The sequence below is a fragment of the Actinoplanes oblitus genome, from assembly GCF_030252345.1.
GTDB lineage: Bacteria > Actinomycetota > Actinomycetes > Mycobacteriales > Micromonosporaceae > Actinoplanes > Actinoplanes oblitus.
Genome location: NZ_CP126980.1, coordinates 1,581,154 through 1,607,483 on the forward strand (window position 1 = coordinate 1,581,154; position 26,330 = coordinate 1,607,483).

The following is a 26,330-nucleotide window of genomic DNA, read 5'->3' on the forward strand; positions in this document are numbered from 1 at the left end:
ATTCGATGGCTGGTGTGAAAAAGCTGGCCCGTGTCGCATTTGTCGCCCCGCTGCTGCTGCTCGCCGGAGCGTGCGGCGACAATGCCGACGCGCCGGAGAACCCGCCGCCGAGCGCCGCACCGGTGAGCGCCTCGGCGCCCGCCCCGATCTCCGAGTCGGCGTCCGCGCCACCGGCCGATCCGGCGGCGCGCGCGGCGGCGACGGTGGCCGGGCTCAGCGACGAGGACCTGGCCGGGCAGGTGCTGATGCCGTACGCGTACGGCGGCTCGGCCACCCAGGTGGACGCCGGATCGGCGGCCGGCAACCGGGCCCTGGCCGGCGTGGACACCCCGGCCCAGATGATCGCGAAGTACCGGCTGGGCGGTCTGATCCTGGTGTCGTTCACCCCGGACGACCCGACCGGCAAGACCAACCCCACGTCGAACGTGGAGAACCCGAAACAGGTCCGGGCCCTCACCGACGGCCTCCAGGCGGCCGCCCGCCAGCTGCCGGCCGCCGCCCCGCTGATGATCGGCACCGACCAGGAGTACGGCATCGTGACCCGGGTCGCCGACGGCGTCACAGCGCTCCCGTCGGCGTTCGCGATCGGCGCGGCCGGCCGGCCCGAGCTGACCGAGGCGGCCTGGCACGCGGCCGGCGAGGAGCTGGCCGCGATGGGCGTCACCGTCGACTTCGCCCCGGTCGCCGACACCCTGGGTACGGCGGGCAGCTCGGTGATCGGCTCCCGGTCGTACGGGACGGACGCCAAGGCGAACGCCAACCAGGTCGCCGCCGCGGTGCGTGGCATGCAGGCGGCCGGCGTCTCGGCGGCGCTCAAGCACTTCCCCGGACACGGGCACACTACCGGGGACAGCCACGACGAGCTGCCGCTGATCAAGCAGAGCCTGGCCGCCTGGAAGGCGCAGGACCTGCCGCCGTTCCAGGCCGGGGTGCAGGCCGGCGCGGGCGTGGTGATGTCCGGCCACCTCAACCTGCAGGCGGTCGACAAGGGCACTCCCGCGACCTTCTCCCACAAGATCATGACGGACGTGCTGCGCGGCCAGCTCAAGTTCAGCGGGGTGGCGATCACCGACGCGATGAACATGGCCCCGGCCCGGAAGTGGCCGGCCGGCGAGGCGGCGGTCCGCGCCCTGAACGCCGGCAACGACATGCTGCTCATGCCGCCGGACATCGGCGCCGCCCGGGACGGCATCGTGGCCGGCCTGCGGAGCGGCGCGCTCAAGCGTGAGCGGCTGGTCGAGGCGGTCACCCGGATCCTCACGCTGAAGTTCCGCACCGCCGCCACCCCGCAGCCGGACCTGTCGGTGCTCGCTTCGGCGCCGCACCAGCAGGCGGTGGCGGCACTGGACGCCGCCTCGATCACGGTGCTCCGCGGCAAGTGCTCGGGCCCGCTGGTCAACGGTCCGGTCACGGTGACCGCCCCGTCGTCCCGTGAGACGGCCCGGGTCAACCTGGTGCACGCCCTGCAGGAGGCCGGCGTCGAGGTGCGGGCCGCGGGCGGCGCGGAGATCCGCCTGGTCGGGTACGGCGACAAGCCGGTCGACCTGTCCCCGGAGGCGGCGGTCACGGTGATGATGGATCTGCCGGGGCTGCTGGCGTACGCCAAGTCGCCGACCCTGGTGGCCACCTACTCGTCCAGCAAGCTGTCCCTGACCGCGCTGGCCGCGGTGATCGCGGGGAAGACCACGGCGCCGGGCAGGTCGCCGATCGCGGTGGCCGGGCTGCCGCGCAGCGCCTGCGTCAAGTAGGCGCCGCCGGCCGGCTACAGCGGGATGTTGCCGTGGGCGCCGCGAGCCGGGGGCGCCTCGGCGAGGGCCTCGGCGATCCGCCGGCGGGTCTCGTCCGGGTGGATGACGGCGTCCACCACGCCGGCCTGCAGGGCCGGCTGGACGCCGCCGGTGGCGTCGACGTGCTCGCGGATCAGGCGTTCGCGGAGGGCGTCGCGGTCGGCCGGTGGCGCGGCGGCGAGCCGCCTGCGGTGCAGGACGTGCACCGCGGCGCCGGGGTCGAGCACCGCGACCTCGGCGTCCGGCCAGGCCAGCACGGCCGAGGCGCCCAGGGCGCGGGAGTTCATCGCGAGGTAGCCGCCGCCGTAGGCGCGCCGGGTCACCAGCGTCACCCGGGGCACCACCGACTCCGCGAAGGCGTGCACCAGCTGGGCGCCGCGCCGGACCACCGCGTGCGGGTCCTGGTCGGGCAGGTAGCCGGGGGTGTCGACGAGGACGAGCAGGGGGACCGCGAGCGCGTCGCACATCCTGACGAAGTGGGCGGCCTTCTCGGCACCTGACGCGTCCAGGCAGCCGTTGAGGTGCCGCGGGTTGTTGGCGACCACGCCGACCGTGCGACCGGCGAACCGGCCCAGGGTGGTCACCACGTTCGGCGCCCAGCGAGCGTGTGACTCCAGGCCGGGCTCGTCGAGCAGGGCGCGGATCAGTGGGCGTACGTCGTAGTTCCGGTCGTGCAGCAGTGAGTCGAGCGGACGTCCGATCGTGCTGCCGGGCCGGACGTCGGACGGCGACAGCCGGCCCTGATGGCCCAGCAGCCGGATCAGCCGGCGGGCCTCGGCCAGCGCGGCCGGTTCGTCGTCGGTGGTCACGTGCGCCCACGAGGTGGCGGTGCCGGACGGGACCAGCCGGCCGGCCCGGCTCATGATCACCAGGTCGGTGAGCACCGGGCTGTACGCGGCGCTGCCCGCGGCCGGCCCCAGCACCACCGAGACCTGCGGGATCCGGCCGGAGGCCCGCACCATCGCGGCGAACACCCGGCCGGCCGCGTCGAGCGAGCTCACGCCCTCGGCGAGCCGTGCCCCACCGGAGTGCCAGAGGCCGGCCACCGGGACGCGATCCCGCACCGCGCCGTCGATCGCCTCGACGATCCGCCGGCACCCCGCCACGCCGATCGCGCCGCCCATCCGGGTGGCGTCGGTGGCGAAGGCGACGGCGGGGGTGCCGTCGACGGTGCCACGGGCGGGCAGCACGCCCGACTCGTCCCGGGGGGCGAGCAGGCGCATGGTGCCGCGGTCGAAGAGGGCGATCAGCCGCAGCTCGGGATCACGCCGATCGGTGACCGAATCTGTCCCTCCGGGGGTGAAGGGCACGACTCCTCCCGGTCAGGGGCGCGCGAAGACCAGGGCCACGTTGTGACCCCCGAAGCCGAACGAGTTGTTCACCGCGGCCGGGATGTCGAGGTGACGGGCCTTGTGCGCCGCCACGTCGAGATCCAGCCGCTCGTCCGGGTCGTCCAGGTTGATGGTGGGGGGAACCACGCCGTCGCGGATCGCCAGGATGGTGGCGATCGACTCCAGCGCGCCGGCCGCGCCGAGCAGGTGCCCGGTCATCGACTTGGTCGACGTGACCACCGGGTGGTCACCCACCGCTTCACGGATGCCCTTGATCTCGCCCATGTCGCCGGCCGGGGTCGAGGTCGCGTGGGCGTTGACGTGCTTGATGTCGGCACCGGTCAGACCGGCGTCGCGAATCGCCATCCGCATGGCGCGGATGCCGCCGGCACACTCCGGATCCGGCTGGACGATGTCGTAGCCGTCCGAGGTGACCCCGGCGCCGGCGAGCCGGGCGTACACCCGGGCACCGCGGGCGGCGGCGTGGTCGGCACGCTCCAGGATGATCGCGCCGGAACCCTCACCGAGGACGAACCCGTCCCGGTTCTTGTCCCACGGCCGGGACGCCCGCTCCGGATCGTCGTTGCGCGTCGACATGGCGCGCATCGAGGCGAAACCGGCGATCGGCAGCGGATGGATGACGGCCTCGGTGCTGCCGGCCACCACCACGTCGGCACGGCCGGCCCGGATCAGGTCGAGACCCAGGGCGACCGCCTCGGCGCCGGTGGCGCAGGCGCTGGCCATCGCCCGGACGCCGGCCTTGGCCCCGAACTCCAGCCCCACGTAGGCGGCCGGGCCGTTGGGCATCAGCATCGGCACCGTGTGCGGGCTGACCCGCCGCGGTCCCGACTGCTCCAGGATGTCGTCCTGGTCCAGCAGGGTGATCGCCCCGCCGATGCCACTGCCGAAGCTGACCGCCAGGCGCTCCTGGTCCAGCTCGACGCCCTCCAGCCCGGCGTCCGTCCAGGCCTGCTTCGCGGCGATGATGGCCATCGCCTCGCTGCGGTCCAGGCGGCGCATCCGGACCCGCTCGATGACCTCCGACGGTTCGACGGCGAGTCGAGCGGCGATGCGTACGGGCAGCTGGCCGGCCCACTCCTCGGTGAGGGTGCGCACTCCGGAGCGGCCGGCCAGCATGGCGTCCCAAGTGGACACGACGTCCCCGCCCAGCGGGGTCGTCGCGCCGAGCCCGGTGACGACGACGTCTACAGTGCTCATCTCAGTGGTTCGCCTCGATGTAGTTGACCGCGTCACCGACGGTCTTGAGGTTCTGCACCTCGTTGTCCGGGATCTTCACGCCGAACTTCTCCTCGGCGGCCACCACGACCTCGACCATCGACAGCGAGTCGACGTCCAGGTCGTCGGTGAAGGACTTGCCCTCGGCGACGTCGTCCGGGTTCACCCCGGCGACCTCCTCGAGGATCTCGGCGAGGCCGGAGGTGATCTCTTCGCGAGTAGCCATGGTTGTTCTTTTCCTCTCGGTTTTTACGGTTTTTCCGGTATCAACCGGAAAAGCTTACGGGCAGCGGACGACCTGGCCCGCGTAGGTGAGGCCACCGCCGAAGCCGAACAGCAGCACCGGGGCCCCGGAGGGCACCTCACGGCGCTCGATCAGCTTGGACAGGGCCAGCGGCACGCTGGCCGCGGAGGTGTTGCCGGACTCGACGAGGTCCTTGGCGACGATCGCGTCCGGGCGCAGGCCCAGCCGCTTCACGATGCCGTCGATGATCCGGGTGTTCGCCTGGTGCGGCACGAACGCGGCCAGCTCGGAGGGCTCCACGCCGGCCCGGCGGCACGCCTCGATGGCGAACGGGGCCAGCGCGGTGGTCGCCCAGCGGAAGACGATCTGGCCCTCCTGCTTGATGTACGGCTGCCAGCCCTCGATCCGCAGCACGTCGCCCTTGTCCGGGGCGGAACCCCAGAGCACCGGGCCCACGCCGACCGCCTCCTGGTCGGTGACCCCGGTGACCACGGCCGCGCCGGCCGCGTCGCCGAAGAGCACCGCTGTGGTGCGGTCGGACCAGTCGGTGACGTCGGAGAGCTTCTCCGCACCGATCACGATGGCGTTGCGGGCGGCGCCGGCGCGGATCGCGTGGTCGGCGCTGGCCATCGCGTACGAGAAGCCGGAGCAGGCGGTGTTCAGGTCGTACGCGGCCGGGGCGACGATGCCCAGCTTGTTCGCGACCCGGGTCGCCACGTTCGGGCAGCGGTCGATCGACGAGCAGGTCGCGACGACCACCAGGTCGATGTCGGCGGCGGTGAGGCCGGACGCCGCGAGGGCCTTCTCGGCCGCGAAGGTGGCCATGTCGGCGACCGTCTCGCCGTCGGCGATCCGCCGCTCGGCGATGCCCACCCGGTCCCGGATCCACTCGTCGTTGGTGTCCAGGGTCTTGGTGAGGTCGTCGTTGGTGACCACGCGCGAGGGCTGGTAGTGGCCCATCGCGACGATGCGGGAACCCGCGATCATCCTGTTCCTCCTTCAGTCGCGACTGCGCGCGTCAGTGCTGTGCCGTGCCGTGCCGGGCGATCAGGTCGCGTGCGGCGCTCAGATCGTCCGGCGTGTTCAGGGTGACGATCTCCGGCGCGCCCTCGCCCTTGAGCTCGCGCTTGACCAGACCGGCCAGGGTGCCGGCCGGGGGCAGCTCGAGCACCGCTGTGACGCCCAGGTCCTTGAACGTGCGCATGCACAGGTCCCAGCGGACCGGCGCGGTGACCTGGCGCACCAGGCGGCTCAGCATCTCCGCGCCGCCGGACACGGCAGTGCCGTCCAGGTTCGACAACAGCGTCCGGGCCGGATCGGTGACGCTCACCCCGGCCGCCGCGGCCGCCAGGGCGGTCTCGGCGGGTGCCATGTACGGCGTGTGGAACGCCCCGGCCACGGCCAGCGCGATCACCCGGGCCCGGGCCGGCGGGGCGGCGGCGAACTCGGCGAGCGCGTCGAGCGCCCCGGCCGCCACGACCTGGCCGGCGCCGTTGCGGTTGGCCGGGTGGAGCCCGTGCTTCTCGATGGTGGCGATCACCTCGTCCGGGTCGCCGCCGAGCACCGCTGACATGCCGGTCGGCTGCAGTGCGCACGCGGCGGCCATCTCCCGGCCCCGGACGCCGGCCAGCGTGATGGCGTCCGCCGGGGTCAGCACCCCGGCCACCGCGGCGGCGCCCAGCTCACCGACGCTGTGACCGGCGACCAGGCCGACGCCGTCCAGCGGCAGCTGCTCGGCGGCCAGCAGCGCGGCGGCGATCAGCAGCGGCTGGGTCCGGGCGGTGTCCTTGATCTCGTCGGCGTCGGCCTCGGTGCCCAGGTGCACCAGATCGACGCCGGCCAGCGCGGACCACGCGGTCAGGCGGTCCCGGGCACCGGGGAGGTCGAGCCACGGAGTGAGGAAGCCGGGTTTCTGAGAACCCTGGCCGGGGGAGAGAACGGCGAGCACGTCTTCGACTCTTCCGGATCGGGGGGCGTTCCGGGGTTGCCGGGCGCGACCAAACCCTACGACCAGCCTTGTAGGATCCCTACAAATCGTAGGGGAACTTGCCCGGGTTGAGCACTATTTGACGCGCTGCTCGTTAGTCGCTAATCCCTGTGACTCATGTCGCAGGTTCCAGCCGTCCGATGGTCAGCGCCAGCCGCAGGGCGAAGGCGTCCCGCCCGTCCAGCGGGGAGAGCCCGCTGACCTCGGCCACCCGCCGCAGCCGATATCGGACCGTGTTCGGGTGCACGTAGAGCTCCCGGGCGGCGCTCTCCAGCACCCCGCCCGCCGCGAAGAACGCGTCGAGGGTCTCCAGCAGGCCACCGCCCGCCCGGGCCAGCCCCGCGTAGACGTCGTTGCGCAGTTTGCGCCGGGCGTCCATGTCGCCGGCCAGAGCCCGCTCCGGCAGCAGGTCGTCGGCGGCGACCGGGGTCGGCGCACCCGGCCAGGCGGCCGCCGCGCGGAACCCGGCCAGCGCCGCCCGGGCGGACTCGGTGGCCTGCTCCAGGGTCGGCACCGCCGGGCCGGCCACGATCGGCCCGTCGCCGAAGCTGGGGCGCAGCGCTGTCGCCGTGGCAACCGGGTCGGCCGCGCCGCCGACCACGGCGACCAGCCGGTCGCCGTGCACCCCGCCGATCACCTCGAGCCGGGCCCGCCGCGCCGCCCGGTAGACCGCGTGCAGCACCGCGGTGATGTCGCCGCCGGGGGAGCGGCCCACCACCACCGCCACCGGCGGCGTGTCCACCCAGCCCAGCGCGGCCGCCCGGCTGGCCAGCACGTCCGACGAGTCGCCGCGCAGCAGGGCGTCGACCAGCAGCGCCTGCAGCCGGGCGTCCCAGGCGCCGCGCGACTCGGCGGCCCGCGCGTAGACCCGGGCCGCGGAGAACGCGATCTCCCGGGAGAACCGGAGGATCGCCTGCAGCAGCAGGTCGTCCTCGCCCTTGGCGGCGAAGCCGGGCACCTCGGCCTCGGCCACGTCGATGGTCACCTTGATCAGTTGCACGGTCTGGGTCAGCGTGATCGCCCGGGCCAGCGCGCGCGGCGCCGCCGCGAACACCTCGTCGGAGATCTCCTGGGTGCTGGCCGCCACGGTGGCGCCCGAGCGCAGCCACTCGACCAGGGACCGGACGCCGGCCTGTGCGACGAGCATCACCCAGGACCGCTGGTCGGCCGGCAGCGCCCGGAACCAGGGCAGCGTCTCCTCCATCCGGACCACCGCGGAACTCGCCAGCGCCCCGGCGTGCCGCTCGATCCGGCGCAACGTCGCAGGTTGCAGAGGGTTCGCCGGGGCCTCCGGCGCGGCATCAGTGCTTCGGCTCTCGGCCACGGGCCCAGCGTGTCACGCCACGATCGGCTGACGCGAACCGCGCTGTTTTAAGCAAATTTATTACTTTTGTCCGGTGTAGCGGTGCGCCCCTCCCGCGATTCCGGTCGGTGACCTGGCATCGTGTCCGACTAGTGCGTAGCGCCCCGGCGTTCAACCCGGGGCCGGGCGTGCCGATGAAGAGACGGTGCCGAACAACCTGTCGACAGCCGAACCCGCGGATCGAGGAGGCGAGATGATGGACCGGGACGATGCGCTGCGGGCCGAGATCGACCCCACCCTCGAAGACCTGCCACCGGTGGCCGAGGAGGAACCGCTGCTCCTGTCGGAGCAGGTCATCGGTTCGGAGCCGGGCCGGGTCGGGTGCCGGACCGAGCTGCGCGGCTGGGCCGGCGCGCACCTGCACGGCGCGGTGCGGCCGCGTCGCCGGGCGGCCGGTCGAGGCCGTCCGCCGGGCCGCTGGTGCTGAGCTGATCTTCTCCGCCGGGCCGCGCGAGGCCCGGCGTCCCCCCGGCCGCCGCGCGGCTCACGGTTCGTCTCGCGCTTCGCGCCCCTGGGGTACGCCCGGAGCCGCCCGCCCAGCGTTTCACGACTTTTCCGTACGGACCTCGCGGAACGGTCGCCCTCCGTGCGTGGCCTGCGGATAGTTTCTTTTCGGACGTCCGCTCCCACCGTGCCGGAACCGCGCCGGGCGCGCGCCCGGTGGGGTGCTCACCCCGACGGGTGAGTGGCGGCACCGGCCCGGGCGCGTTTCCCCGGTCCGGGCCCCCCGGCTGGTCAGGTGAACACGTGGACGACAAGAGACGGCTGATCCTGGACCAGGCGCTCGCCCTGGTGGACGAACGAGGTCTGGCCGCCATGTCGATGCGGGCGGTCGCCGAGCGGGTCGGGCTCACCTCGATGGCGCTCTACCCGTACGTCGGGGGCAAGGACGCTCTGCTCGACGGCCTGGTCGACCTGCTGCACCTGGAACTGGGCACCGCGGTCGGCGACGACCTCGCGGACATCGACTGGCGGCGACGGCTGCGGGCGCTGGCCCGGGCCGTGCGGTCGCTCGCCCACGCCCACCCCAGCGCCTTTCCCCTGCTGCTGAACCGCTCGGCGGCCGGCGCCTCGGCGTCCTGGCTGACCGCGGCGTTGCGCGCCATCCTGCTCGACGCCGGCGTGCCGGACCGGGCGGTGCCCCGGCTGGCCCGGATGATCTGCGCGTTCCTGCTCGGCTACACCACCGGCGAGGTCACCGGCGGCCTGCCTGTCGTGGAGTGGGCGGGACAGCCCGGCGACGCGGACTTCGAGGCGGACGTGGAGGACCTGCTGGCCCTGGTCGAGCGTGCGGTGTGCACCCCGGAACGAGCCGGCTGACCCGCCACCGCGACAGCCCCACGGCCCGGCTGGCGCTCACGGTGGTGTCCCGACCCGGGATACCACCGTCACCCCCAGCCGGTCCCCGCCCGCGGTCCGGGCTGGTCGTCACGGTGGTGTCCGGGCCTGGGATACCACCGTGGGTGCCAGCCGGTCCGGCCCGTGGTCTGGGCTGGTCGTGACGGTGGTGTCCGGGTCTGGGATAGCACCGTGAGTGCCAGCCGGTCCCGGCCTGTGGTCTGGGCTGGTCGTGACGGTGGTGTCCGGGTCTGGGATAGCACCGTGAGTGCCAGCCGGTCCCGGCCTGTGGTCTGGGCTGGTCGTGACGGTGGTGTCCGGGTCTGGGATAGCACCGTGGGTGCCAGCCGGCTCGGTTCTCGACGGGCGTCGCCGGTGCGGGGCTTGCCCGACAAGGGGCGCGCCCGGCGGTGACTGTGGACGACGCCCGGGGTTCGCCCGGGGCGGGGCGCTCCGGGCGTACCGAAATCGGGGTGAAAAGCGAGACGCCCTGGCTCGCGGGATGACCGGGAGCCAGGGCGGACGTCACGTCCGGATGCTAGACGCGCCGGCGGATCATGAACGCCATGCCGGCCAGGCCGGTCAGGATGACCAGCAGGACCGCCCCGTTGAGCAGCAGCAGCTGGCGCATCTGCCCGAACAGGTGGCCGGCGCCGGCGACCGGGTCGACCTCGGACTGGTCCAGGCTCTCGCCGACACCGCCGCCGATGCCGCCGTTGACCACGTCCGGTTTCGCCTTCAGCGGGACGCCGCTGAGCCGCAGCGACTCGGACATCGACTGCCGGCCGTAGAACCAGCCGTCCTGCTGCCGCTTGGTGCCGGCCGGCTGCTGCGCCGGCCGGTGCGCCCGCGGGCCGCCGGCGGCCAGCGGGTACAGCTCGAACTCCTGGGTCGCCTTGTCCCCGGTCAGCACGTGGACGACGTATCTCGGACCCAGCTTGGCGCTCTTGCCGGGAGGTGAGGCCTGCGGCTGCGCCGCGGCGAGCCACCCCACCTCGGTGAACAGCATGCGGAACAGTTTCGGGTCCTCGGCCTGCAGGACCTTGATCCCCTCGTCCGGCACGCCCTGGCCGGTGATGTGGATCCCGTTCGGCTGCGGTTTCGGTTTGGCCGGCGGTTTGGCCGGTGGCCTGGTCGTCGGTTTGGCCGCCGGAAGGACGCCGGTGATCTGCCCGGCGGAGGTGGCTTGCGCCGCCGCCGGGGTGGTGCCGAGTGCCAGTGCCGCCGCGATCGTCACTGCGCCGGCCGCCGTCGCCACCCGTTTCATAGCTCGTCGAACCACCATCCGACCTCCCCCGCCCGTGGATGACATGGTTACGTGAACCGCTGCTCGTGCACCGGGGATGACCGGTGCGCGGCATCGGCCTCTCCAGCCTTCCCGAGCACCGGCCCTGTCGCATCCAGAGACAGGGTTAATTGGAGCTATGTGGGGGGACGGCCGCGGAGGACGGTGAAGCCGTTGATCAGCGGCCGAATATTACCCAGTCCGCGCAACGCGTGGGGGTGGCGGCCACCCATGTAGCGGACCGCATCACCGCATTCGACGACCAGCTATGGCGGCCGGCCGTCGAATGCGGTAAAAGGGGGCGATCAGGCGGAAAGTCGCGCCCGGGCCGCCGCGATCCGGGACAGCGTCCGCTCCCGGCCGAGCAGCTCGATCGATTCGAAGAGCGGAAGTCCGACGGTACGCCCGGTGACGGCGACCCGGACCGGTGCCTGGGTCTTACCGAGCTTCAGCCCGCGCGCCTCGCCGACCTGCTCCAACGCGGTTTTCAGCGGCTCCGCGCGCCAGTCGGTGAGCGCGGCGAAGGCCTCGGCGGCGCCGTCCAGGATGTCGGCGGCGCCCTCCTTCATCGCCTTGGCCCAGGACGCCTCGTCGTCGACCGGCTGGTCGAGGAAGAGGAAATCGACGTTCTCCACGATCTCGGAGAGCACCGCGATCCGGGTCTGCGCCAGCGGGGCGATGGTGGTGAAGATCTCCGCGTCGAATTTCGACGGGTCCCACGGCGGGGCCGGGATGGTCCCGGTGCCGGTCAGCCACGGCGCGCAGACCTGGGTGAACTCGGCCGGGGTGAGGGCCCGGATGTACTCGCCGTTGAACGCGCGCAGTTTCTTGACGTCGAAGAAGGCCGGGGCGTGGTTGACGTCCTCGATCCGGTACTCCTCCTCGACCACCGACCACGGGACGATCTCCCGGTCGCCGGTGGGCGACCAGCCGAGCAGCATCAGGTAGTTGCGCATCGCGGCGGCGAGGTAGCCCTCGTCCCGGTACGACTCCAGGGCGACCTTGTCCCGCCGCTTCGACAGTTTCTGCCGCTTCTCGTTGACGATGACCGGGACGTGTCCCCAGACCGGCGGGGTGACGCCGAGCGCCTCCCAGAGCAGCTGCTGCTTCGGCGTGTTCGGCAGGTGCTCCTCGGCGCGGAACACGTGGGTGATCCCCATGCTCATGTCGTCGACCACGTTGGCCAGCAGGAACACCGCCGAGCCGTCGGAGCGGGCGATGACGAAGTCCTCGATCAGCTTGTTCTCGAAGGTGGGCTTGCCGCGGACCAGGTCGACGACCACCGTCTCGCCCTCGTCCGGCGTGCGGAAACGCAGCGCGCGACCCTCGCCCGGGCCGAGCGCCCGCTCGCGGCAGAAGCCGTCGTAGCCGGTGTGGGTGTTGCCGGAACGGGCGGTCACGTCCTCGCGCTTGCAGTCGCAGTAGTACGCCTTGCCCTCGGCGTACAGGCGGGTGGCGGCGGCGGTGTGGTCGGCCGCGTACGAGGACTGGTAGTAGGGGCCCTCGTACGTCCCGCGTTCGATGCCGATCCAGTCGAGCGCCGAGATGATGCCCTCGGTCCACTCGGGTTTGTTGCGGGCCGCGTCGGTGTCCTCGATCCGGAGCACGAAGACGCCGCCGTGCTGCTGGGCGTAAATCCAGTTCTGCAGCGCCGAGCGGGCGCCGCCGACGTGGAACATGCCGGTGGGTGAGGGGGCGAAACGTACGCGAACAGTCACGGTGCCAGCCTACCGAGATCGGCGAGCGCATTACGGACCCAGCCCGGCTGGTCGCGGAACAGGGTGATGGTGCCGGTGTCCCAGGTGCCCTCGATCCGCCCGTTCACCAGGACGACCGGGGAGATCCAGCCCTGTGGCCGCGACACCGCCGACCGGGGGCCGCTGCTGATCGCCTCCAGCTGGCGCAGGGCGCCGACGGTGTAGGGGTCGAAGGCCGGCAGCAGGTGGACGGTGTCCTCGGCCGCGGCGTCCGAGATCTCGGCTCTGACGCGCTGGAACGCCTGCTTGGCCAGTGGCGGGCGCAGGTCGAACCAGCGGGCGAACTCCGCCGGCTCCGCCGGGCCGTAGGCGCCCAGATAGTCCAGCGCCAGCCGGTCGACCGCCTCCTCCAGGTCGACCGGCTCCTGCTCGCCGAGCCACTCCCGCGGTGCCACGAAGGTGACGTTGCGCCCACGGGGCGGCCCGGAGCAGAGCAGGCCGCGGAAGGCGAGCGGCTTGAGGATCGCCCCGAAGCCCTGGGTGAGCGGCTCGCGCAACTCCTCGTGCCCGGTCGCGGCGATGATCGCGGCAGCCAGTTCCTCGCGGGTCATCGGTTCGCCGCCGAGCACATCGGGTACCGCCGAGATGATGTCGGCCATCTGGTCCACGGTGACCCCGTGGTACTTCAGCCACGAGCCCTTGGTCTCCCGCTCGCGGGTGCTCATCGCGGCCACCCAGTACGGCAGGTCGGCGGCCGGCAGCAGGTGCAGCGTGCCCCGGGCCGCCCAGGTGCGGACCAGTGTGCGGTCGCGGTACAGCGCGGCGTCCAGGTCCGGCGGGGTGTCCATCCGCAGGTCGGCCGCGGCCTGGGCGCAGGACGCGACCTGGGCGTGGATGCCGCAGAGCCGACGGGCCAGGGCGACCGGGTCGGTGGCCTTCACGGAGCCGAGGTGGTGGCGGTGGACGCGCCAGCGGAGAACGTCGTCGAGCTGCACTTGACACACGCTAGCCGACCGGCTTACTTTACCAATGAGTTAATTAACCAACACGTCAAATACAGAGGTGAGCGAGATGGGCAAGGTTGTCGCTGTGGAGTACGTGACGCTCGACGGCGTCTTCGAGGAGCCGGCGTGGAGCGGCCCCTACTTCAACGAGGAGCTCAGTGGCTGGCAGGCGGAGAACCTGCGGGAGGCCGACGCGCTGCTGCTCGGCCGCCGGACCTACGAGGGCTTCAAGCAGGCCTGGCCGCGGATGGAGGAGGCCACCGGCGACTTCGGCGTGCGGATGAACGCGATGCCCAAGCATGTGGCGACCACGACGCTGAGCGAGCCGGAGTGGAACGCGACGTTCATCGAGGGCGAGGTGGCCGACGCGGTGGCCAAGCTCAAGACCGAGCCGCGCACGCTGCTGATCAACGGCAGCGGGACCCTGGTGAACTATCTGACCAGGCACAACCTGATCGACGAGTACCGGATCATGGTCTTCCCGGTGGTGCTGGGCGAGGGCCGGCGGCTCTGGGACGACGGCACCAAGATCGCCCTGTCGCTGACCGGGTCGTGGCGCACGGCGACCGGCGTCGAGGTGGTGACCTACGTCCCGGCATGAGAAAGGGCCCGCCGGAGCGGGCCCTTTCCACTGATTGCTAGCTGTCGCCGCCGGTCTCGCCGACCGGCGCCGCGTTCACGTCGTCGATCGCGTACTTCTTGGCGGCCTCGCCGGGCACGTGCCCCGGTACCTTGCCGCGCAGCGCGAGCTCGCGCAGCGTGGCCACGGCGACCGACTCGCCGTCCACGTGGAAGTGGCGGCGCAGCGCGTGCCGGGTGTCGCTCATGCCGAACCCGTCGGTGCCCAGCGAGGTGTACCCGTTCGGCACCCAGCGGGCGATCAGGTCGGGCACCGCCCGCATCCAGTCGCTGACCGCCACCGACGGACCCTCGGTGCCCTCCAGCTTCTGCTGGATGTACGGCTTGCGCGGCTGGTCGCTCGGGTGGAGCAGGTTGTGCTCCTCCGCCTCGATCGCGTCCCGGCGCAGCTCGCCCCAGGAGGTGACCGACCACACGTCGGCGCTCACGCCCCAGTCCTGGGCGAGCAGCTCCTGTGCCTTGAGCGCCCAGCGCATGCCGGTGCCGGAGGCGAGCAGCTGCGCTTTCGGGCCGCCGGTCGCCGGGCCCTCGGAGTAGCGGTAGATGCCCTTGAGGATGCCCTCGGCGTCGACGTTCTCCGGCTCGGCGGGCTGGATCGCCGGCTCGTTGTAGATGGTGAGGTAGTAGAAGATGTTCTCCTGCTTCTCGCCGTACATGCGATGCAGGCCGTTCTCCATGATGTGCGCGATCTCGTACGCGAACGCCGGGTCGTACGCCACCACGGCCGGGTTGGTCGCCGCGATCAGCAGCGAGTGCCCGTCCTCGTGCTGCAGGCCCTCACCGTTGAGCGTGGTGCGGCCGGCGGTGGCGCCGAGCAGGAAGCCCCGGGTCATCTGGTCGGCGGCTGCCCACAGCTCGTCGGCGGTGCGCTGGAAGCCGAACATCGAGTAGAAGATGTACAGCGGGATCATCGGCTCGTCGTGCGTCGCGTACGACGTACCGGCCGCGATGAAGCTCGCTGTCGAACCGGCCTCGTTGATGCCCTCGTGCAGGATCTGGCCGTTCGTCGCCTCCTTGTAGGACAGGAACAGCTCCCGGTCCACCGAGGTGTACGTCTGGCCGTGCGGCGAGTAGATCTTCTTGGTCGGGAAGAGCGAGTCCATGCCGAAGGTACGGGCCTCGTCCGGGATGATCGGCACCCACCGGGCACCGAACTCCTTGTCCTTCATCAGGTCCTTGAGCAGGCGGACGAAGGCCATCGTGGTGGCCACCTTCTGCTTGCCGCTGCCCCGCTTGACGTCGGCGAACGCCTTCGAGTCCGGGATCGCCAGCGACTTGGCCCTGGTGCGCCGGGACGGCACGTAACCGCCCAGATCGCGGCGGCGTTCCTGCATGTACTGGTATTCGTCGGACTTCTCGCCGGGGTGGTAGTACGGCGGGAGGTACGGGTTCTCCTCGAGCTGCTTGTCGCTGATGTCGAGGTAGAGCCGGTCCCGGAAGCCCTTCAGGTCCTCCAGGGTCAGCTTCTTCATCTGGTGCGTGGCGTTGCGGGCCTCGAAGTGCGAGCCCAGCGTCCAGCCCTTGATGGTCTTGGCGAGGATCACCGTCGGCTGCCCGGTGTGCTCGGTGGCCGCCTTGTACGCCGCGTAGAGCTTGCGGTAGTCGTGGCCACCACGCTTGAGGTTCCAGATCTCGTCGTCGGTCATGCCCTCGACGAGCTTGCGGGTCCGCGGGTCACGGCCGAAGAAGTGCTCCCGGACGTACGCCCCGGACTCGCCCTTGTAGGTCTGGTAGTCACCGTCGGGCGTCACATTCATCAGGTTGACCAGGGCGCCGTCGGTGTCGGCGGCGAGCAGCGGGTCCCACTCGCGGCCCCAGACCACCTTGATCACGTTCCACCCGGCGCCGCGGAAGAAGGACTCCAGCTCCTGGATGACCTTGCCGTTGCCGCGTACCGGGCCGTCGAGCCGCTGCAGGTTGCAGTTGACCACGAAGGTGAGGTTGTCCAGCTCCTCGCGGGCGGCCAGGCCGATCGCGCCGAGCGACTCGACCTCGTCCATCTCGCCGTCGCCGAGGAACGCCCAGACGTGCTGCTGGCTGGTGTCCTTGATGCCGCGGTTGTGCAGGTAGCGGTTGTACCGCGCCTGGTAGATCGCGTTCATCGGGCCGAGGCCCATGCTGACGGTGGGGAACTCCCAGAAGTTCGGCATCAGCCGGGGGTGCGGGTACGACGGGAGGCCGCCACCGGGGTGGCTGAGCTCCTGGCGGAAGCCGTCCAGCTGGTCGGTGGTCAGACGACCCTCGAGGTACGCCCGGGCGTACATGCCGGGGGAGGCGTGGCCCTGGAAGAAGATCTGGTCGCCACCGCCGGGGTGGTCCTTGCCCCGGAAGAAGTGGTTCATGCCGACCTCGTAGAGGCTGGCACTCGACGCGTACGACGAGATGTGGCCTCCGACGCCAATCTCGGGTCGCTGCGCGCGGTGCACCAGCATGGCGGCGTTCCACCGGACGTAGGCCCGGATGCGCCGCTCCACGAACTCGTCACCCGGGAACCAGGGCTCCTGCTCCGGCGTGATCGTGTTGATGTAGTCGGTGGACGTCAGTGGCGGAACGCCGACCTGTCGTTCACGCGCGCGCTCCAGCAGGCGCAACATCACGTACCGGGCTCGTTTGGCGCCCCGTTCGTCGATGACTCCGTCGAGGGACTCGATCCACTCGTTCGTTTCCGAAGGGTCGATGTCCGGAAGCTGGCTCGGCAGGCCATCGCTGATCACCGGGCGCTTGCGCTCCGTGGCCACAGGCAATCCTCTTGGTGTGAGTGTCGGAACCGGTGCGATCAAGGTGGCGTATCGCCCGGAGGTCTCCATCCTGCCTCTTAACGGTGGGCATCGTCACGCCTAACGGTCGGCGCAGCGATGCGCGACACATGTACTGACCAGTAACTTTGCCGATCACCCGTTGAGGAAGGAGAACCGCACCTGGCGAGTGGGGTTGTCGCCGTTCGGATCCACCAGGCAGATCGACTGCCAGGTGCCCAGCGTGAGCCGGCCGCCGAGCACCGGCAGGCTGGCGTACGGCGGGATCCAGGCCGGCAGCACGTGATCGCGCCCGTGCCCGCGCGAACCGTGCCGGTGCCGCCACTTGTCGGCGGCCGGCAGCAGGTCGTCGATAGCGGTCAGCAGGTCGTCGTCGGAGCCGGCGCCGGTCTCGATGATCGCCAGTCCGGCCGTCGCGTGTGGCACGAAGACGTGCAGCAGGCCGTCCTGCTCGGACGCCACGAACTCCTCCGCCTGCCGGGTGATGTCGACGACGACCGGCCGGTCGCCGGTCCGGACGGTGATCACTTCGCTACGCATCCGGCGAGCCTACCGGCGGCCTATGTGTAGAGATCCAGCACGAGGAAGGCCGCCGCGATCAGGACCAGACAGGCGGCGCACCTCATGATCATCCCGGTATTGCACCACCGGATCCGGGCCCCGCGCAGGAAGATCGACAAGTGTGATCGGCCGCCGGTGGGTGGCAGCGTTCGCCGCGGTCCGCAATGCTGATTTCGTGACCACCCCGCAAAGCCTCGACGAGCGGTTCCGCGATGCGGTCTCGGCCCTGCGACCCCCGGAGCAGCGGCGCGCTCCCGGCGATCCGGTCCGCGACGGCGTCACCCTGACCGGCGCCCGTGCCCTCGAGCTCTTCGACGCCCAGCTGACCAGCCGCCACCTCGACCTGGCCGCGCGCTGGCTGCGCAGCTTCAACGAGGGTTTCCACACGGTCGCCTCGGCCGGCCACGAGGGGAACGCGGCGGTCGCCGCGGCGCTGCGTGGCGACGATCCGGCGCTGCCGCACGACCGGGCCGCCGCCTTCTACTGCGCGCGGGCCGCGGCCGCCGCCCCGGAGAACCGCGCGCAGCGGCTGGAGGACGCCGCCCGGGACATCCTGCGCGGGGTGGTGGCCTCGGTCCGGGATCCGATCAGTGGCGGCCGCGACAAGGTCTTCGGCAATGCCGGGCTGCATCTGGTCCCGGTGGTCTCACCGCCGGCGGGTCACCTGCCGCGAGCGGTCGGTCTGGCGTACGGCCTGAGCCGCTCGCCCGATCCGCGCTGGCCCGCCGACGCGATCGTCGCGGCCACCTTCGGCGACGACGGGATCGACCAGCCCGGCGCGGCCGCCGCCCTGCACGCCGCGGGCTGGCACGACCGGGCCGGCCGGCCGATCCCGCTGCTGCTGGTCTGCGAGGACGACGCGGCCGGCGGGCCGGAGCCGGACGGCTGGGTGGCCTCGGTGCTGCGCGGGCGGCCGGGGGTGCGGTACTCGTACGCCGACGGCTGTGACCTGGCCGCCGCCCACGACGCCGCCGCCGAGGCCGCCGAGTTCGTCCGCCGGGAGCGCCGCCCCGCGGTGCTCCATCTCGGCACGGTGTCGCTGCTGGGCCGGCCCGGCGACCCGGACCCCGGCCCGGAGCTGGCCCGGGATCCGCTGGTCGGCACCGCCCGGCTGCTGGTCGAGGCCGGACTGCTCGGCCCGGACGACGTGATCACCCGGTACGACGAGGTCGGCTGGCAGGTCCGCAAGGCCGCCGAGGAGGTGCTCGGCGAGCCGAAACTGGCCACCATCGGCGAGATCGTCGCCTCGCTGGCCCCGCGCCGCCCGCTGCGGGTGGCGCACGCGATCACCGACGCGGCGAGCCGGGCCGCCGGGCCGGGCGCGTCCGGCCGGGTCCGGATCTTCGACGGGCGGCTGCCCGAGCAGGCCGGGCCGATGACCCTGGCGCAGACGGTCAACGCCGCGCTCACCGACGCGCTGGCCGCCCGGCCCGGGCTGCTCGCCTTCGGGCCCGGCACCACCCGTGGCGGGCCGCACGGGGTGACCGCCGGGTTGCGCGAGCGCGGCGGCGACCGGGTCTTCGACACCCCGCCGGACGCCACCGGCGTGCTCGGGCTCGCGCTGGGCGCCGGGCTGGCCGGGCTGCTGCCGGTCGCCGAGCTGCCCGGGCTGGCCGACCTGCACGGCGGCGAGGAGCAGCTGCGCGGCGAGGCGGCGACCATGTCGTTCCTCTCCTCGGGCGCGTACCGCAACCCGCTGGTGCTGCGCCTCCCCGCGCTGGCCGACCCGTACGGCCTGGGCGGCCACCGGGCCAACGACAACTCCCTCGCCGTGCTGCGCGACGTGCCCGGCCTGGTGGTCGCGGTGCCGGCCCGGGCCGAGGACGCCGCGCCGATGCTGCGTACCTGTCTGGCCGCCGCGGAGGTGGACGGGAGCGTCTGCGTCTTCCTGGAGCCGGCGTCGCTGTATCAGACGAGGGACCTCTATCAGCAAGGCGACAACGAGTGGCTGGCCCCCTACGCGCCGCCGGAACGGTGGGCCGTCGAGCACGCTCCGATCGGCCGGGCGCGCATCTACCCCCTGGGCACCGCGCAGGATCTGACCATCGTCACGTACGGTGGCGGGGTGCGGATGTCTCTTCGGGTGGCCGCCCGGCTGGCCGCCGACGGGTATGGCACCCGGGTGGTCGACCTGCGCTGGCTGAACCCGCTTCCCGTCGCTGACCTGGTACGGGAGAGCCTGGCCACCGGCCGGGTGCTGATCGTCGACGAGACCCGCCGCTCCGGCGGGGTCGGCGAGGGCGTGCTCGCGGCTCTGGTCGACGGGGCGTTCGTCGGATCCGCGCGGCGGGTGGCCGCGGCCGACGCACCGGTTCCGCTGGGTCCGGCCGCCCAGCATGTGCTGGTGGGAGAGGATGCCATCACACAGGGTGCCCAGGCCCTGCTGGCGCGGTAAATTGCCACACACTCGGTGCGCCACTTGCGCCCGGGGCCCGGAGTGTGTGGACTACCCCCAAGTTCCGGTACATTTTCGCGGCATTTCACGGCTAGGAGGATTTGGACAGTGAGCGCGACCGCGGGTCAGGCCGACGGCGTACGCAGCCTGGCGGACCGGTTCGGCTTCGAGCCGAACATGGTGGTCATGGAGATGGGTTACGACGATGACGTCGATGAGGAGCTCCGTGACGCCCTGACCGAACGCGTCGGTGATTTGGTTGACGAGGACACCGACGAGGTCGTCGATGCGGTGCTGTTGTGGTACCGCGATGGCGACGGTGATCTGTTCGAGCTGCTCACCGATGCTCTTGGCCCCCTCGCCGACAACGGCGTGGTGTGGCTGCTGACCCCGAAGGCCGGACGCGACGGGCACGTCGAGCCGAGCGAGATCAGCGAGTCGGCGCCCACCGCCGGCCTGCAGCAGACCTCGACGGTGAACGCCGGCAAGGACTGGACCGGGGCACGGCTGGTCTCCCCGCGAGGCGCCGCCAAGAAGAAGTAGCTCACTGCCGTCACCCGCTCAGGTCGGCGTCCTCGGGGACGCCGGCCCATCGGCATGCCCGGACCGCTTCCGCGACGGATCCTCGGGACCGTTCTTCCCAACCGCTCTGCGCGTCTTCCGCCCGCTCTCCCGGATTTTTCCGACGGCTCTCCCGGAGCATTCCGACGGCTCTGCACGTCTTCCGCCCGCTCTCCCGGACCTTCCGGACCGCCCTCGGGTCTTCCCGACCGCTTTCTCGGACCGCACGCCTGCGGTCAGCCTCGGATGCCGGGCCGTGCCCGGTTCGCGGCCCGGGGCCGTGGCCGGCCGGGGCGGCGGGGGCCTAGGCTGGGGCGGTGCCGATCGAGGTGGGCGCGCCGGCGCCGGATTTCCTGCTCAAGGACCAGAACAACCAAGAGGTCCGCCTGTCCGCCTTCCGCGGCCGCAAAGCGGTCCTGCTGGTCTTCTACCCCCTGGCCTTCAGCCGGCACTGTCACGGTGAGCTGACCGAGATCCAGGAGCACCTGGCGGACTACGTCAACGACCGGGTGCAGGTGCTCACCGTCAGCGTCGACTCGGTGTACAGCCACAAGGTCTGGGCGGAGCGCGAGGGCTTCGACTTCCCGCTGCTCGCCGATTTCTGGCCGCACGGCGAGGTGGCCCGCGCCTACCAGGTCTTCAACGAGGAGACCGGCTTCGCCAACCGCGGCACGTTCCTGATCGACCCGACCGGCACCGTCCGCTTCGCCGAGATGACCGGCCCCGGCGAACCCCGAGATCAGTCCACCTGGCGGACCGCCCTGGCCACCGGCACCCCCTGACCCGCCGCACTCGCTGGCCCGCCGCACCCCTGATCCGAGGCACCCGCTGGCCCGCCGCACCTCTGACCCGCCGCACCCGGCTGTCATCCTCGCCGTTCTGGCACGCCACGACCTGGTCGTCACCTTGGCCGGCGTCTGACCGGGCCTGAACCGGCCTGCCGTCTCATGGGGACGGGCCGCCGGTAGCTGGTTCGCAGCCCGCGCCGGTCACGATCCGTGGCAGGGTAGGATGACCACTCCGGTTTAACCCGGGCGCGTAGCTCAGTGGGAGAGCACTCGCCTTACAAGCGAGGGGTCGTAGGTTCGAAACCTACCGCGCCCACGACCAACGGCGTCCCCGGTCCGCGCTCGTCGCGGACCGGGGACGCTCGTCATATCCCCTCCGCATGCCGCTTCCTCCTTTTCGTACGCCTTGAGCGCACCCCGCGCCGGCACGCGCCTCCGGAGAGCCGACGACCGCCGCCGCCCGTGCGAGTCGTGGTGGCCCACGCAACGCCTCGGTGGCGACTCCTTGGCGCGGGCACGGTGCGGTGCGGGCAGCGCCCTCGATATGGCCTCCAGGCGGGGCGTGGCGCCGGCCGGGTGCGGGACGCGGGCGACGGTGGGCCGGCGCCGGGTCGGCCCACCGCCGGCTCGGTCAGAGGGCAGTCGGGTCCGGTGGGCCGGCGCCTGGTCGGCCCACCGCCGGCTCGGTCACGGGGTGGTCGGGTCCGGTGGGTCGGCTCGTGGTGGGCGCCAGCGGCCGCCCGGTGGGATCTCGCCGAGGTGTTCCAGGCGGGCCCGGACGCCGCCGGTGGTGCGGCCGAACTCGGCGGCGAGCTCGGCCTGGCCGGCGCCCTCGTGGTAGCGGGCGCGGAGCCGGGCGTCGTCGGCCGGGGTCCAGCGGGCGCCCTGGTTGGGTGGGTGGCGCCGGGGCGTCGGGGTGGTGGCCGGTCCGGTGCCGGGCGGGCCGGTCATCGCGATCAGGCCGGCCAGTGTGGAGGTCAGCACCTCGGTGAGGCCGGGGAGGTCGGTCGGTGCGAGGCTGCCGCTGATCTCGCTCACCACCTGGCCGTCGTCGTCGCTGCTCACGATGCAGAGGTCGAGCCGCTGGTCCTCGGTGGGGAAGACGGTGACCTGATAGTCCGTCTCACCGAGCAGGAGGCGACGGTCGAGGGTGATCGGGGAGTTCCGGAGTGCTGTGTCGGTCATGGGGCGACCGTAGGGTTACCCTCTGACAGTTTTCCGGGGTGTGCCGGGCGGTGGCCGGGTCAGCGAGACCGGGGTCACCGGCGGCCCGCCCGGGTGGCCGCCCGGCCCGCCGGGACACCTGCCGATCGGCCCGGCCGGCCGTCGCCGGATCCGGGCACCGGCTCGCACCGACAGCGCAACCGGAGGCGGCTCAAGTCCGCCGGCGTGGCTCCGATCCCTACTGGTACCTGCGGGAAGCACCGCAGATGGGCGGGTCCGGCCGGTTTCCCCTCGGCGGTTCGGGCCCGCCCGGACCCCGGGTGAGGGAGGCGCGGTGAGCACGGACCTGTACATCGGCGCCGACGACGAGAAGGTCGTCGTCTCGTCCCGCCCGGTACGGCTCCGGACCGGGCGCGCCCGCTCCCGGCGTACCGGAACTCTGGTGCAGGCCGTGCCGCGACCGCCTGCCGTGCGCACCCGCGAGGTTCGTCTGGCGCGCACCGCGCGCCTAGCCCTGGCCCTGGTCTTCGCCACCGCGCTGCTCTCGGCGACCGGGCTGTCCTGGTGGTTGCCGGCGACCGCGAGCGCCGCCCTGATCGTCTGGTTCGCCCGCGGGCAGGCCCGGGGCGCCCAGTTCGCCGCGTTCGCGACGCCGCGTGACCCGCAGTCGCGGGTGCTGTGGACCGAGCCGGAGCGGCGGGCGTTCGCGCGCGCCCTGGCCGGTTCGCGCCGGGTGCGCAAGACCTGGCCGGCGCTGGGCGGCATGATCGACGCCGAGCTGGCCGACCGCTCGCTCACCCGCGCCCTGGACGAGCTGGCCACCCTGCTGGCCCGGCGTCAGGAGCTGCGCCGGGTGCTGGCCGGCCTGGAGGCGACCCGGGACGCCGACATCCCGGCGGACAGCCCGGCCCGGATCGCCGCGGACCTGCAGCGGGAGCGGGCCGATGAGCTGTGGCGGGAGACCGGCGCGGCGGCCGAGGGCATCCTGCGGGCGATCGACGCGGCGGCCCGGGCGGGGGAGAGCTTCATCAGCGAGCAGCAGGTGGCGGCGACCGCCCGGCACGCCGAGCGGGCGCTGGCCCGGGTCGGCGGCGTGCCGGTCGCGGAGAGCGGACCGGAGCTGGCCGACCGCACCGCCGCCGTGATCGCCGCCTACCGCGACCTGGCCGCCTGATTTTCATTCATCAGCGTCATCTGTTCGGGTGACTCGCCCCACGCCAGGGTCCGGGATAGCTTGTCGGATGACATGTGTTCCCGTGCCCACGCCCGGCAACCGGCCGCCGGAGTCGATGAGGTGGCCGGCGAGGGACGCGTGTCCGGTTCCGGCGGTTCCGGTTCCGGCGGCCCCGGGCCAGGTCGTGCTCCGGCATCCGATCGGATGCCGGACCAGGATCTAGGCGGCCCGGCGCAGCGTGGAGAGCTGGCGGGGCACGAGCGGCTTGGCGGCCGCCCGGCGCACGTTCGCGGCCAGCATCTCCTGCACCCTCTCCGGGTCCGGCAGCGTCCAGCCCACCTGGCCGGGCGGGATCGCCCAGCGCACCGGTCCCTCCACCAGCCGGCTCGGTGGAGCCGGGATCCACGAGCCCTGCCCATGGCGGACCACGTCCTGGCGCAGGTCGAGTTCGGCCCGCAGCGGGCAGCCCGGCCGGACCAGGAACATCCAGCGACCGGCGGTGGTGACCGCGACCGGCCCGGCCGCGTCGCCGAGCCGTTCGGCGACCGGCCGGCCCAGCACGGCCGGCACCTCCAGCACGTCGAAGGCGTCGCCGGTGGTGAGCAGCACGTTGTGCGGCCGGTGCCGCCACCATCCGGCCACCCGGCCGGGATCGGTGGTGGCCGACTCGGCGAGGGAGTCGACGGCCGGATGACAACCGGTGATCGGGCATCCGGGGCGCCCGCAGTCGAAGCGCGGGCCGGTCAGCACCGCGCCGGGTGCGACCGCCCAGCCGTGCCCGGCGAACGCCTGTGCGGCCCGGCGCAGGCGCACCCGGTCGAGGCGGTCGAGAAGCGACGGTGGGACGAATGGCTGACGGACGAACGGCTGACGGTTGGTCCACTGCATGGCCTGATTCCCCCAGGATCCGGTTCTGCTGCCGCCAAGTCGGGTGTCGAGGCCGTATCCCATCGACGCGAACGTCGTTGGGCCGGTCAGATCCACCCTTTGCAACTTGCACAAAAAACTACGAGCATCGGTGAGCAGGCGATCACACACGTTGTGCGATCTGTGCACACGTGAGCGGTTCAGACTGCAGGTCACCGGATGGCTCACCGGCGGACGGGCCGCCGGGTGAGTGGGGGAGGCACCGTGGACGAGCTGCCGATCGGCCGCCGCGTCGCCTACTGGCGGGGCAGGCGCAAGATGTCTCAACAGGTCTTCGCGGACCGGTTGGGCAAGAGCAAGAGCTGGGTCGACAAGGTGGAGCGGGGGGTTCGCCGACTCGACAAGTTCTCCGTGGTCTACGACATCGCCGACGTGCTCCAGGTCGATGTCCAGCTGCTGCTGGGCAAGGAGGTGGAGCGCAAACCGGAGACGCAGAACTGTATCGACCAGGTGGAGGTCGAGGAGATTCGAGCGGCTCTGGAGCGATATGACCAGATGAGCGCGTTCTTCCAGGCGGTGCCGCAGTCACCACCGCTGGCGGAGATGCACAAAGCGGTCAGCCACGCCTGGCTGACCTATCAGCACGCGAAGTACGGCGTGCTGGCCCGCGCGCTGCCCAAGCTGCTGCGCGACGCCCAGGCGGCGGACAGCGCGCACGCCAACAGCGAGCAGGCGCCGAAGGCCGCGCACCTGCTCGGGCAGGTCTACCAGATCGCCTCCTCGGCGCTGCGGAAAGTGGGCGAGCACGAGCTCTCCTGGCTGGCCGCGGACCGATCGATAGCGGTCTCCCAGCGGGCCGGCGACCAGCTGCTGGCCGGGCTCGCCAGTTACCGGGTGGGCAGCGCCCTGCTCGCGCTCGGACGGGTGCGCCCGTCGCTCGAGGTCAACGTGAACATCGCGAACCGGCTCGCGCCCGGGCCGTCCCGGCCCGAGGCCGAGCAGCTCTCGGTGTACGGGATGCTGCTGCTCAACGGGGCGATGTCGGCCTCCCGGATCGGCGACAGAGCGACAGTGCGGGACCTGCTCAGCGGCGCCGAGCAGGCCGCCCGGGAGCTGGGCGGCGACTTCAACCACTACTGGACGTCCTTCGGGCCGACGAACGTCCAGCTGCACCGCTGTGCGACGGCGGTCGAGCTCGGCGACGGGCGGACCGCGGTGGAGACGCACGAGCGGATGGAGAAAGCCGGGTTCCACGCCATGCTGCCGGAGCGGCGGGCGCATCACTACCTGGACATCGCTCGCGGTTACACACAGATCGGCGACGTGGAGAAAGCCGGCGAGATGCTGCTGGAGGGCGACCGGCTCGCCCCCTCGGAGATCCGCTGCCGTCCGCTCGCCCACGAAGTCCTTTCCGACGTGCTCCGGCGTACCCGGGGCACGCCGCCGGCTCCGATCGCGGAGCTGGCCGAACAGATGGGAGTCGGCGTATGAGGTGGGTCAGCGCGTGATGGCCGGTAACCCCTCACCCGGTGTGCTGTACGTCCTCGTGTGCGGCTCACCGATGGCCCGGGACGTCGGAGTCCTCGTCAGCATGGCCCAGCGGGACGGCTGGGAGGTGTGCGTGATCACGACCCCGGACGGTCGCAAGTTCGTCGACGTGACGGCTTTGCAGACCCAGACCGGACATCCGGTGCGTACCTTCTACAAGAGTCCCGGCGACCCGGACGTGCTGCCGCCGGCGGACGCCATGATCGTCGCGCCGGCCACCGTCAACACCGTCAACAAGTGGGCCGCCGGGATCACCGACACGCTGGTGCTCGGCCTGCTCGTGGAGGGGTACGGGTACGGCGTGCCGACCGCCGTCGTCCCGTACACCAACAAGGTGATGGCCCTGCACCCGGCCCTGCACGAGAGTCTGGCCAAGCTCCGCGACTGGGGCGTGCACGTGCTGTACGGCGAGGACGTGTGCCGGCTGGGCGGTCCGGGCCAGACCGACCGGTTCCGCGGGCAGTTCCCGTGGCGCCGTGCGCTCCAGGCGGTCAGCAACCCGATCACGGCGGCCAGCCGAGTCGAGCCTGGGGCGGTTTCCTAGCCAAGTAGAGTTTGCGGGCGTGACCGACTGCACCCAGAGACGCCGTAGTGTGCCCGGCGGC

Annotated in this window: 22 protein-coding genes, 1 tRNA gene and 1 pseudogene; 11 read left to right on the forward strand and 13 right to left on the reverse strand. The window is 72.2% G+C overall.

From position 1 onward, the window contains the following. The first annotated feature begins 5 nt into the window (after positions 1-5). Entirely contained in the window at positions 6-1,748 is a 1,743-nt protein-coding gene (locus Actob_RS07395) for a glycoside hydrolase family 3 protein (RefSeq protein WP_284919313.1), read from the forward strand. Between the two features lie 14 nt (positions 1,749-1,762). On the opposite strand, the gene Actob_RS07400 is transcribed toward Actob_RS07395, so the two are convergent. The 6 genes and pseudogenes from Actob_RS07400 to Actob_RS07425 form a co-directional block, all read right to left on the reverse strand. After that, complete coding sequence (locus Actob_RS07400; protein WP_284922253.1) at positions 1,763-3,010, reverse strand: carboxyl transferase domain-containing protein; 1,248 nt, start codon at positions 3,008-3,010, stop codon at positions 1,763-1,765. Positions 3,011-3,109: 99 nt separating this feature from the next. Then, positions 3,110-4,336: a beta-ketoacyl-ACP synthase II gene (gene fabF, locus Actob_RS07405; RefSeq protein WP_284919314.1), complete on the reverse strand. Its 1,227-nt coding sequence runs from the start codon at positions 4,334-4,336 to the stop codon at positions 3,110-3,112. A gap of 1 nt (position 4,337) precedes the next feature. After that, complete coding sequence (locus Actob_RS07410) at positions 4,338-4,580, reverse strand: acyl carrier protein (RefSeq protein ID WP_215795843.1); 243 nt, start codon at positions 4,578-4,580, stop codon at positions 4,338-4,340. A 54-nt stretch (positions 4,581-4,634) separates the two neighbouring features. Next, entirely contained in the window at positions 4,635-5,582 is a 948-nt protein-coding gene (locus Actob_RS07415; RefSeq protein ID WP_284922254.1) for a beta-ketoacyl-ACP synthase III, read from the reverse strand. A gap of 37 nt (positions 5,583-5,619) precedes the next feature. Beyond that, positions 5,620-6,546, reverse strand: a pseudogene (locus Actob_RS07420) (ACP S-malonyltransferase); the annotation flags it as partial. Positions 6,547-6,700: 154 nt separating this feature from the next. Continuing rightward, entirely contained in the window at positions 6,701-7,909 is a 1,209-nt protein-coding gene (locus tag Actob_RS07425) for a PucR family transcriptional regulator (RefSeq protein ID WP_407653574.1), read from the reverse strand. Positions 7,910-8,144: 235 nt separating this feature from the next. Here Actob_RS07425 and Actob_RS07430 point away from each other — a divergent pair, with 235 nt between their 5' ends. Continuing rightward, entirely contained in the window at positions 8,145-8,375 is a 231-nt protein-coding gene (locus Actob_RS07430) for a hypothetical protein (RefSeq protein WP_284919316.1), read from the forward strand. A gap of 320 nt (positions 8,376-8,695) precedes the next feature. Continuing rightward, positions 8,696-9,268 carry a TetR/AcrR family transcriptional regulator gene (locus tag Actob_RS07435; protein WP_284919317.1) on the forward strand — a complete coding sequence of 191 codons (573 nt, stop codon included), beginning with the start codon at positions 8,696-8,698 and terminating at the stop codon, positions 9,266-9,268. A 556-nt stretch (positions 9,269-9,824) separates the two neighbouring features. On the opposite strand, the gene Actob_RS07440 is transcribed toward Actob_RS07435, so the two are convergent. From Actob_RS07440 to Actob_RS07450, 3 genes are all read right to left on the reverse strand, one after another. Continuing rightward, complete coding sequence (locus tag Actob_RS07440; RefSeq protein ID WP_284919318.1) at positions 9,825-10,571, reverse strand: hypothetical protein; 747 nt, start codon at positions 10,569-10,571, stop codon at positions 9,825-9,827. 305 nt (positions 10,572-10,876) lie between these two features. Further along, positions 10,877-12,289, reverse strand: coding sequence for a glutamate--tRNA ligase (gene gltX / locus Actob_RS07445; RefSeq protein ID WP_284919319.1), 1,413 nt, complete (start codon positions 12,287-12,289; stop codon positions 10,877-10,879). Then, positions 12,286-13,263: a winged helix DNA-binding domain-containing protein gene (locus Actob_RS07450; RefSeq protein WP_284919320.1), complete on the reverse strand. Its 978-nt coding sequence runs from the start codon at positions 13,261-13,263 to the stop codon at positions 12,286-12,288. Before Actob_RS07450 ends, gltX begins: the two co-directional genes overlap by 4 nt. Before the next feature lie 76 nt (positions 13,264-13,339). Between Actob_RS07450 and Actob_RS07455 the strand changes: the two genes are divergently transcribed. After that, the gene (locus Actob_RS07455; RefSeq protein ID WP_284919321.1) at positions 13,340-13,873 is read left to right on the forward strand and encodes a dihydrofolate reductase family protein; all 534 of its coding nucleotides are present in this window, start codon (positions 13,340-13,342) and stop codon (positions 13,871-13,873) included. 37 nt (positions 13,874-13,910) lie between these two features. On the opposite strand, the gene aceE is transcribed toward Actob_RS07455, so the two are convergent. Both aceE and Actob_RS07465 read right to left on the reverse strand, forming a co-directional pair. After that, on the reverse strand, positions 13,911-16,649 hold the full coding sequence (gene aceE, locus Actob_RS07460) for a pyruvate dehydrogenase (acetyl-transferring), homodimeric type (protein WP_328518419.1): 2,739 nt from the start codon (positions 16,647-16,649) through the stop codon (positions 13,911-13,913). A gap of 153 nt (positions 16,650-16,802) precedes the next feature. Continuing rightward, entirely contained in the window at positions 16,803-17,207 is a 405-nt protein-coding gene (locus Actob_RS07465; protein WP_284919322.1) for a YjbQ family protein, read from the reverse strand. Between the two features lie 196 nt (positions 17,208-17,403). On the opposite strand from Actob_RS07465, the gene Actob_RS07470 reads away from it, so the two are divergent. The 4 genes from Actob_RS07470 (at position 17,404) to Actob_RS07485 (ending at position 21,288) form a co-directional block, all read left to right on the forward strand. Continuing rightward, the gene (locus tag Actob_RS07470) at positions 17,404-19,623 is read left to right on the forward strand and encodes a transketolase C-terminal domain-containing protein (RefSeq protein WP_328518420.1); all 2,220 of its coding nucleotides are present in this window, start codon (positions 17,404-17,406) and stop codon (positions 19,621-19,623) included. 108 nt (positions 19,624-19,731) lie between these two features. Continuing rightward, positions 19,732-20,166: a DUF3052 domain-containing protein gene (locus tag Actob_RS07475; RefSeq protein WP_284919323.1), complete on the forward strand. Its 435-nt coding sequence runs from the start codon at positions 19,732-19,734 to the stop codon at positions 20,164-20,166. A gap of 335 nt (positions 20,167-20,501) precedes the next feature. Beyond that, positions 20,502-20,966 (forward strand): peroxiredoxin, encoded by a 465-nt coding sequence (locus tag Actob_RS07480; protein WP_284919324.1) that lies wholly within the window; start codon positions 20,502-20,504, stop codon positions 20,964-20,966. A gap of 250 nt (positions 20,967-21,216) precedes the next feature. Next, positions 21,217-21,288, forward strand: a tRNA-Val gene (locus tag Actob_RS07485). Between the two features lie 371 nt (positions 21,289-21,659). Here Actob_RS07485 and Actob_RS07490 read toward each other — a convergent pair. Next, complete coding sequence (locus Actob_RS07490) at positions 21,660-22,157, reverse strand: hypothetical protein (protein ID WP_284919325.1); 498 nt, start codon at positions 22,155-22,157, stop codon at positions 21,660-21,662. A gap of 313 nt (positions 22,158-22,470) precedes the next feature. On the opposite strand from Actob_RS07490, the gene Actob_RS07495 reads away from it, so the two are divergent. Continuing rightward, positions 22,471-23,310, forward strand: coding sequence for a hypothetical protein (locus tag Actob_RS07495; RefSeq protein ID WP_284919326.1), 840 nt, complete (start codon positions 22,471-22,473; stop codon positions 23,308-23,310). 219 nt (positions 23,311-23,529) lie between these two features. Here Actob_RS07495 and Actob_RS07500 read toward each other — a convergent pair whose 3' ends face one another. Then, complete coding sequence (locus Actob_RS07500) at positions 23,530-24,198, reverse strand: bifunctional DNA primase/polymerase (protein ID WP_284919327.1); 669 nt, start codon at positions 24,196-24,198, stop codon at positions 23,530-23,532. A 243-nt stretch (positions 24,199-24,441) separates the two neighbouring features. On the opposite strand from Actob_RS07500, the gene Actob_RS07505 reads away from it, so the two are divergent. Both Actob_RS07505 and Actob_RS07510 read left to right on the forward strand, forming a co-directional pair. Next, positions 24,442-25,668 carry a helix-turn-helix domain-containing protein gene (locus Actob_RS07505; RefSeq protein WP_284919328.1) on the forward strand — a complete coding sequence of 409 codons (1,227 nt, stop codon included), beginning with the start codon at positions 24,442-24,444 and terminating at the stop codon, positions 25,666-25,668. Positions 25,669-25,684: 16 nt separating this feature from the next. Next, the gene (locus Actob_RS07510; protein ID WP_284922259.1) at positions 25,685-26,269 is read left to right on the forward strand and encodes a flavoprotein; all 585 of its coding nucleotides are present in this window, start codon (positions 25,685-25,687) and stop codon (positions 26,267-26,269) included. Positions 26,270-26,330 lie beyond the last annotated feature (61 nt).

Bases quoted from the DNA above. Each gene is read 5' to 3' on its own strand.
- Actob_RS07395 (WP_284919313.1), top strand. From the start codon at position 6: ATGGCTGGTGTGAAAAAGCTGGCCCGTGTCGCATTTGTCGCCCCGCTG.
- Actob_RS07400 (WP_284922253.1), bottom strand. From the start codon at position 3,010: ATGCGCCTGCTCGCCCCCCGGGACGAGTCGGGCGTGCTGCCCGCCCGT.
- fabF (WP_284919314.1), bottom strand. From the start codon at position 4,336: ATGAGCACTGTAGACGTCGTCGTCACCGGGCTCGGCGCGACGACCCCG.
- Actob_RS07410 (WP_215795843.1), bottom strand. From the start codon at position 4,580: ATGGCTACTCGCGAAGAGATCACCTCCGGCCTCGCCGAGATCCTCGAG.
- Actob_RS07430 (WP_284919316.1), top strand. From the start codon at position 8,145: ATGGACCGGGACGATGCGCTGCGGGCCGAGATCGACCCCACCCTCGAA.
- Actob_RS07440 (WP_284919318.1), bottom strand. From the start codon at position 10,571: ATGGTGGTTCGACGAGCTATGAAACGGGTGGCGACGGCGGCCGGCGCA.
- Actob_RS07455 (WP_284919321.1), top strand. From the start codon at position 13,340: ATGGGCAAGGTTGTCGCTGTGGAGTACGTGACGCTCGACGGCGTCTTC.
- Actob_RS07465 (WP_284919322.1), bottom strand. From the start codon at position 17,207: ATGCGTAGCGAAGTGATCACCGTCCGGACCGGCGACCGGCCGGTCGTC.
- Actob_RS07490 (WP_284919325.1), bottom strand. From the start codon at position 22,157: ATGACCGACACAGCACTCCGGAACTCCCCGATCACCCTCGACCGTCGC.
- Actob_RS07500 (WP_284919327.1), bottom strand. From the start codon at position 24,198: ATGCAGTGGACCAACCGTCAGCCGTTCGTCCGTCAGCCATTCGTCCCA.
- Actob_RS07510 (WP_284922259.1), top strand. From the start codon at position 25,685: ATGGCCGGTAACCCCTCACCCGGTGTGCTGTACGTCCTCGTGTGCGGC.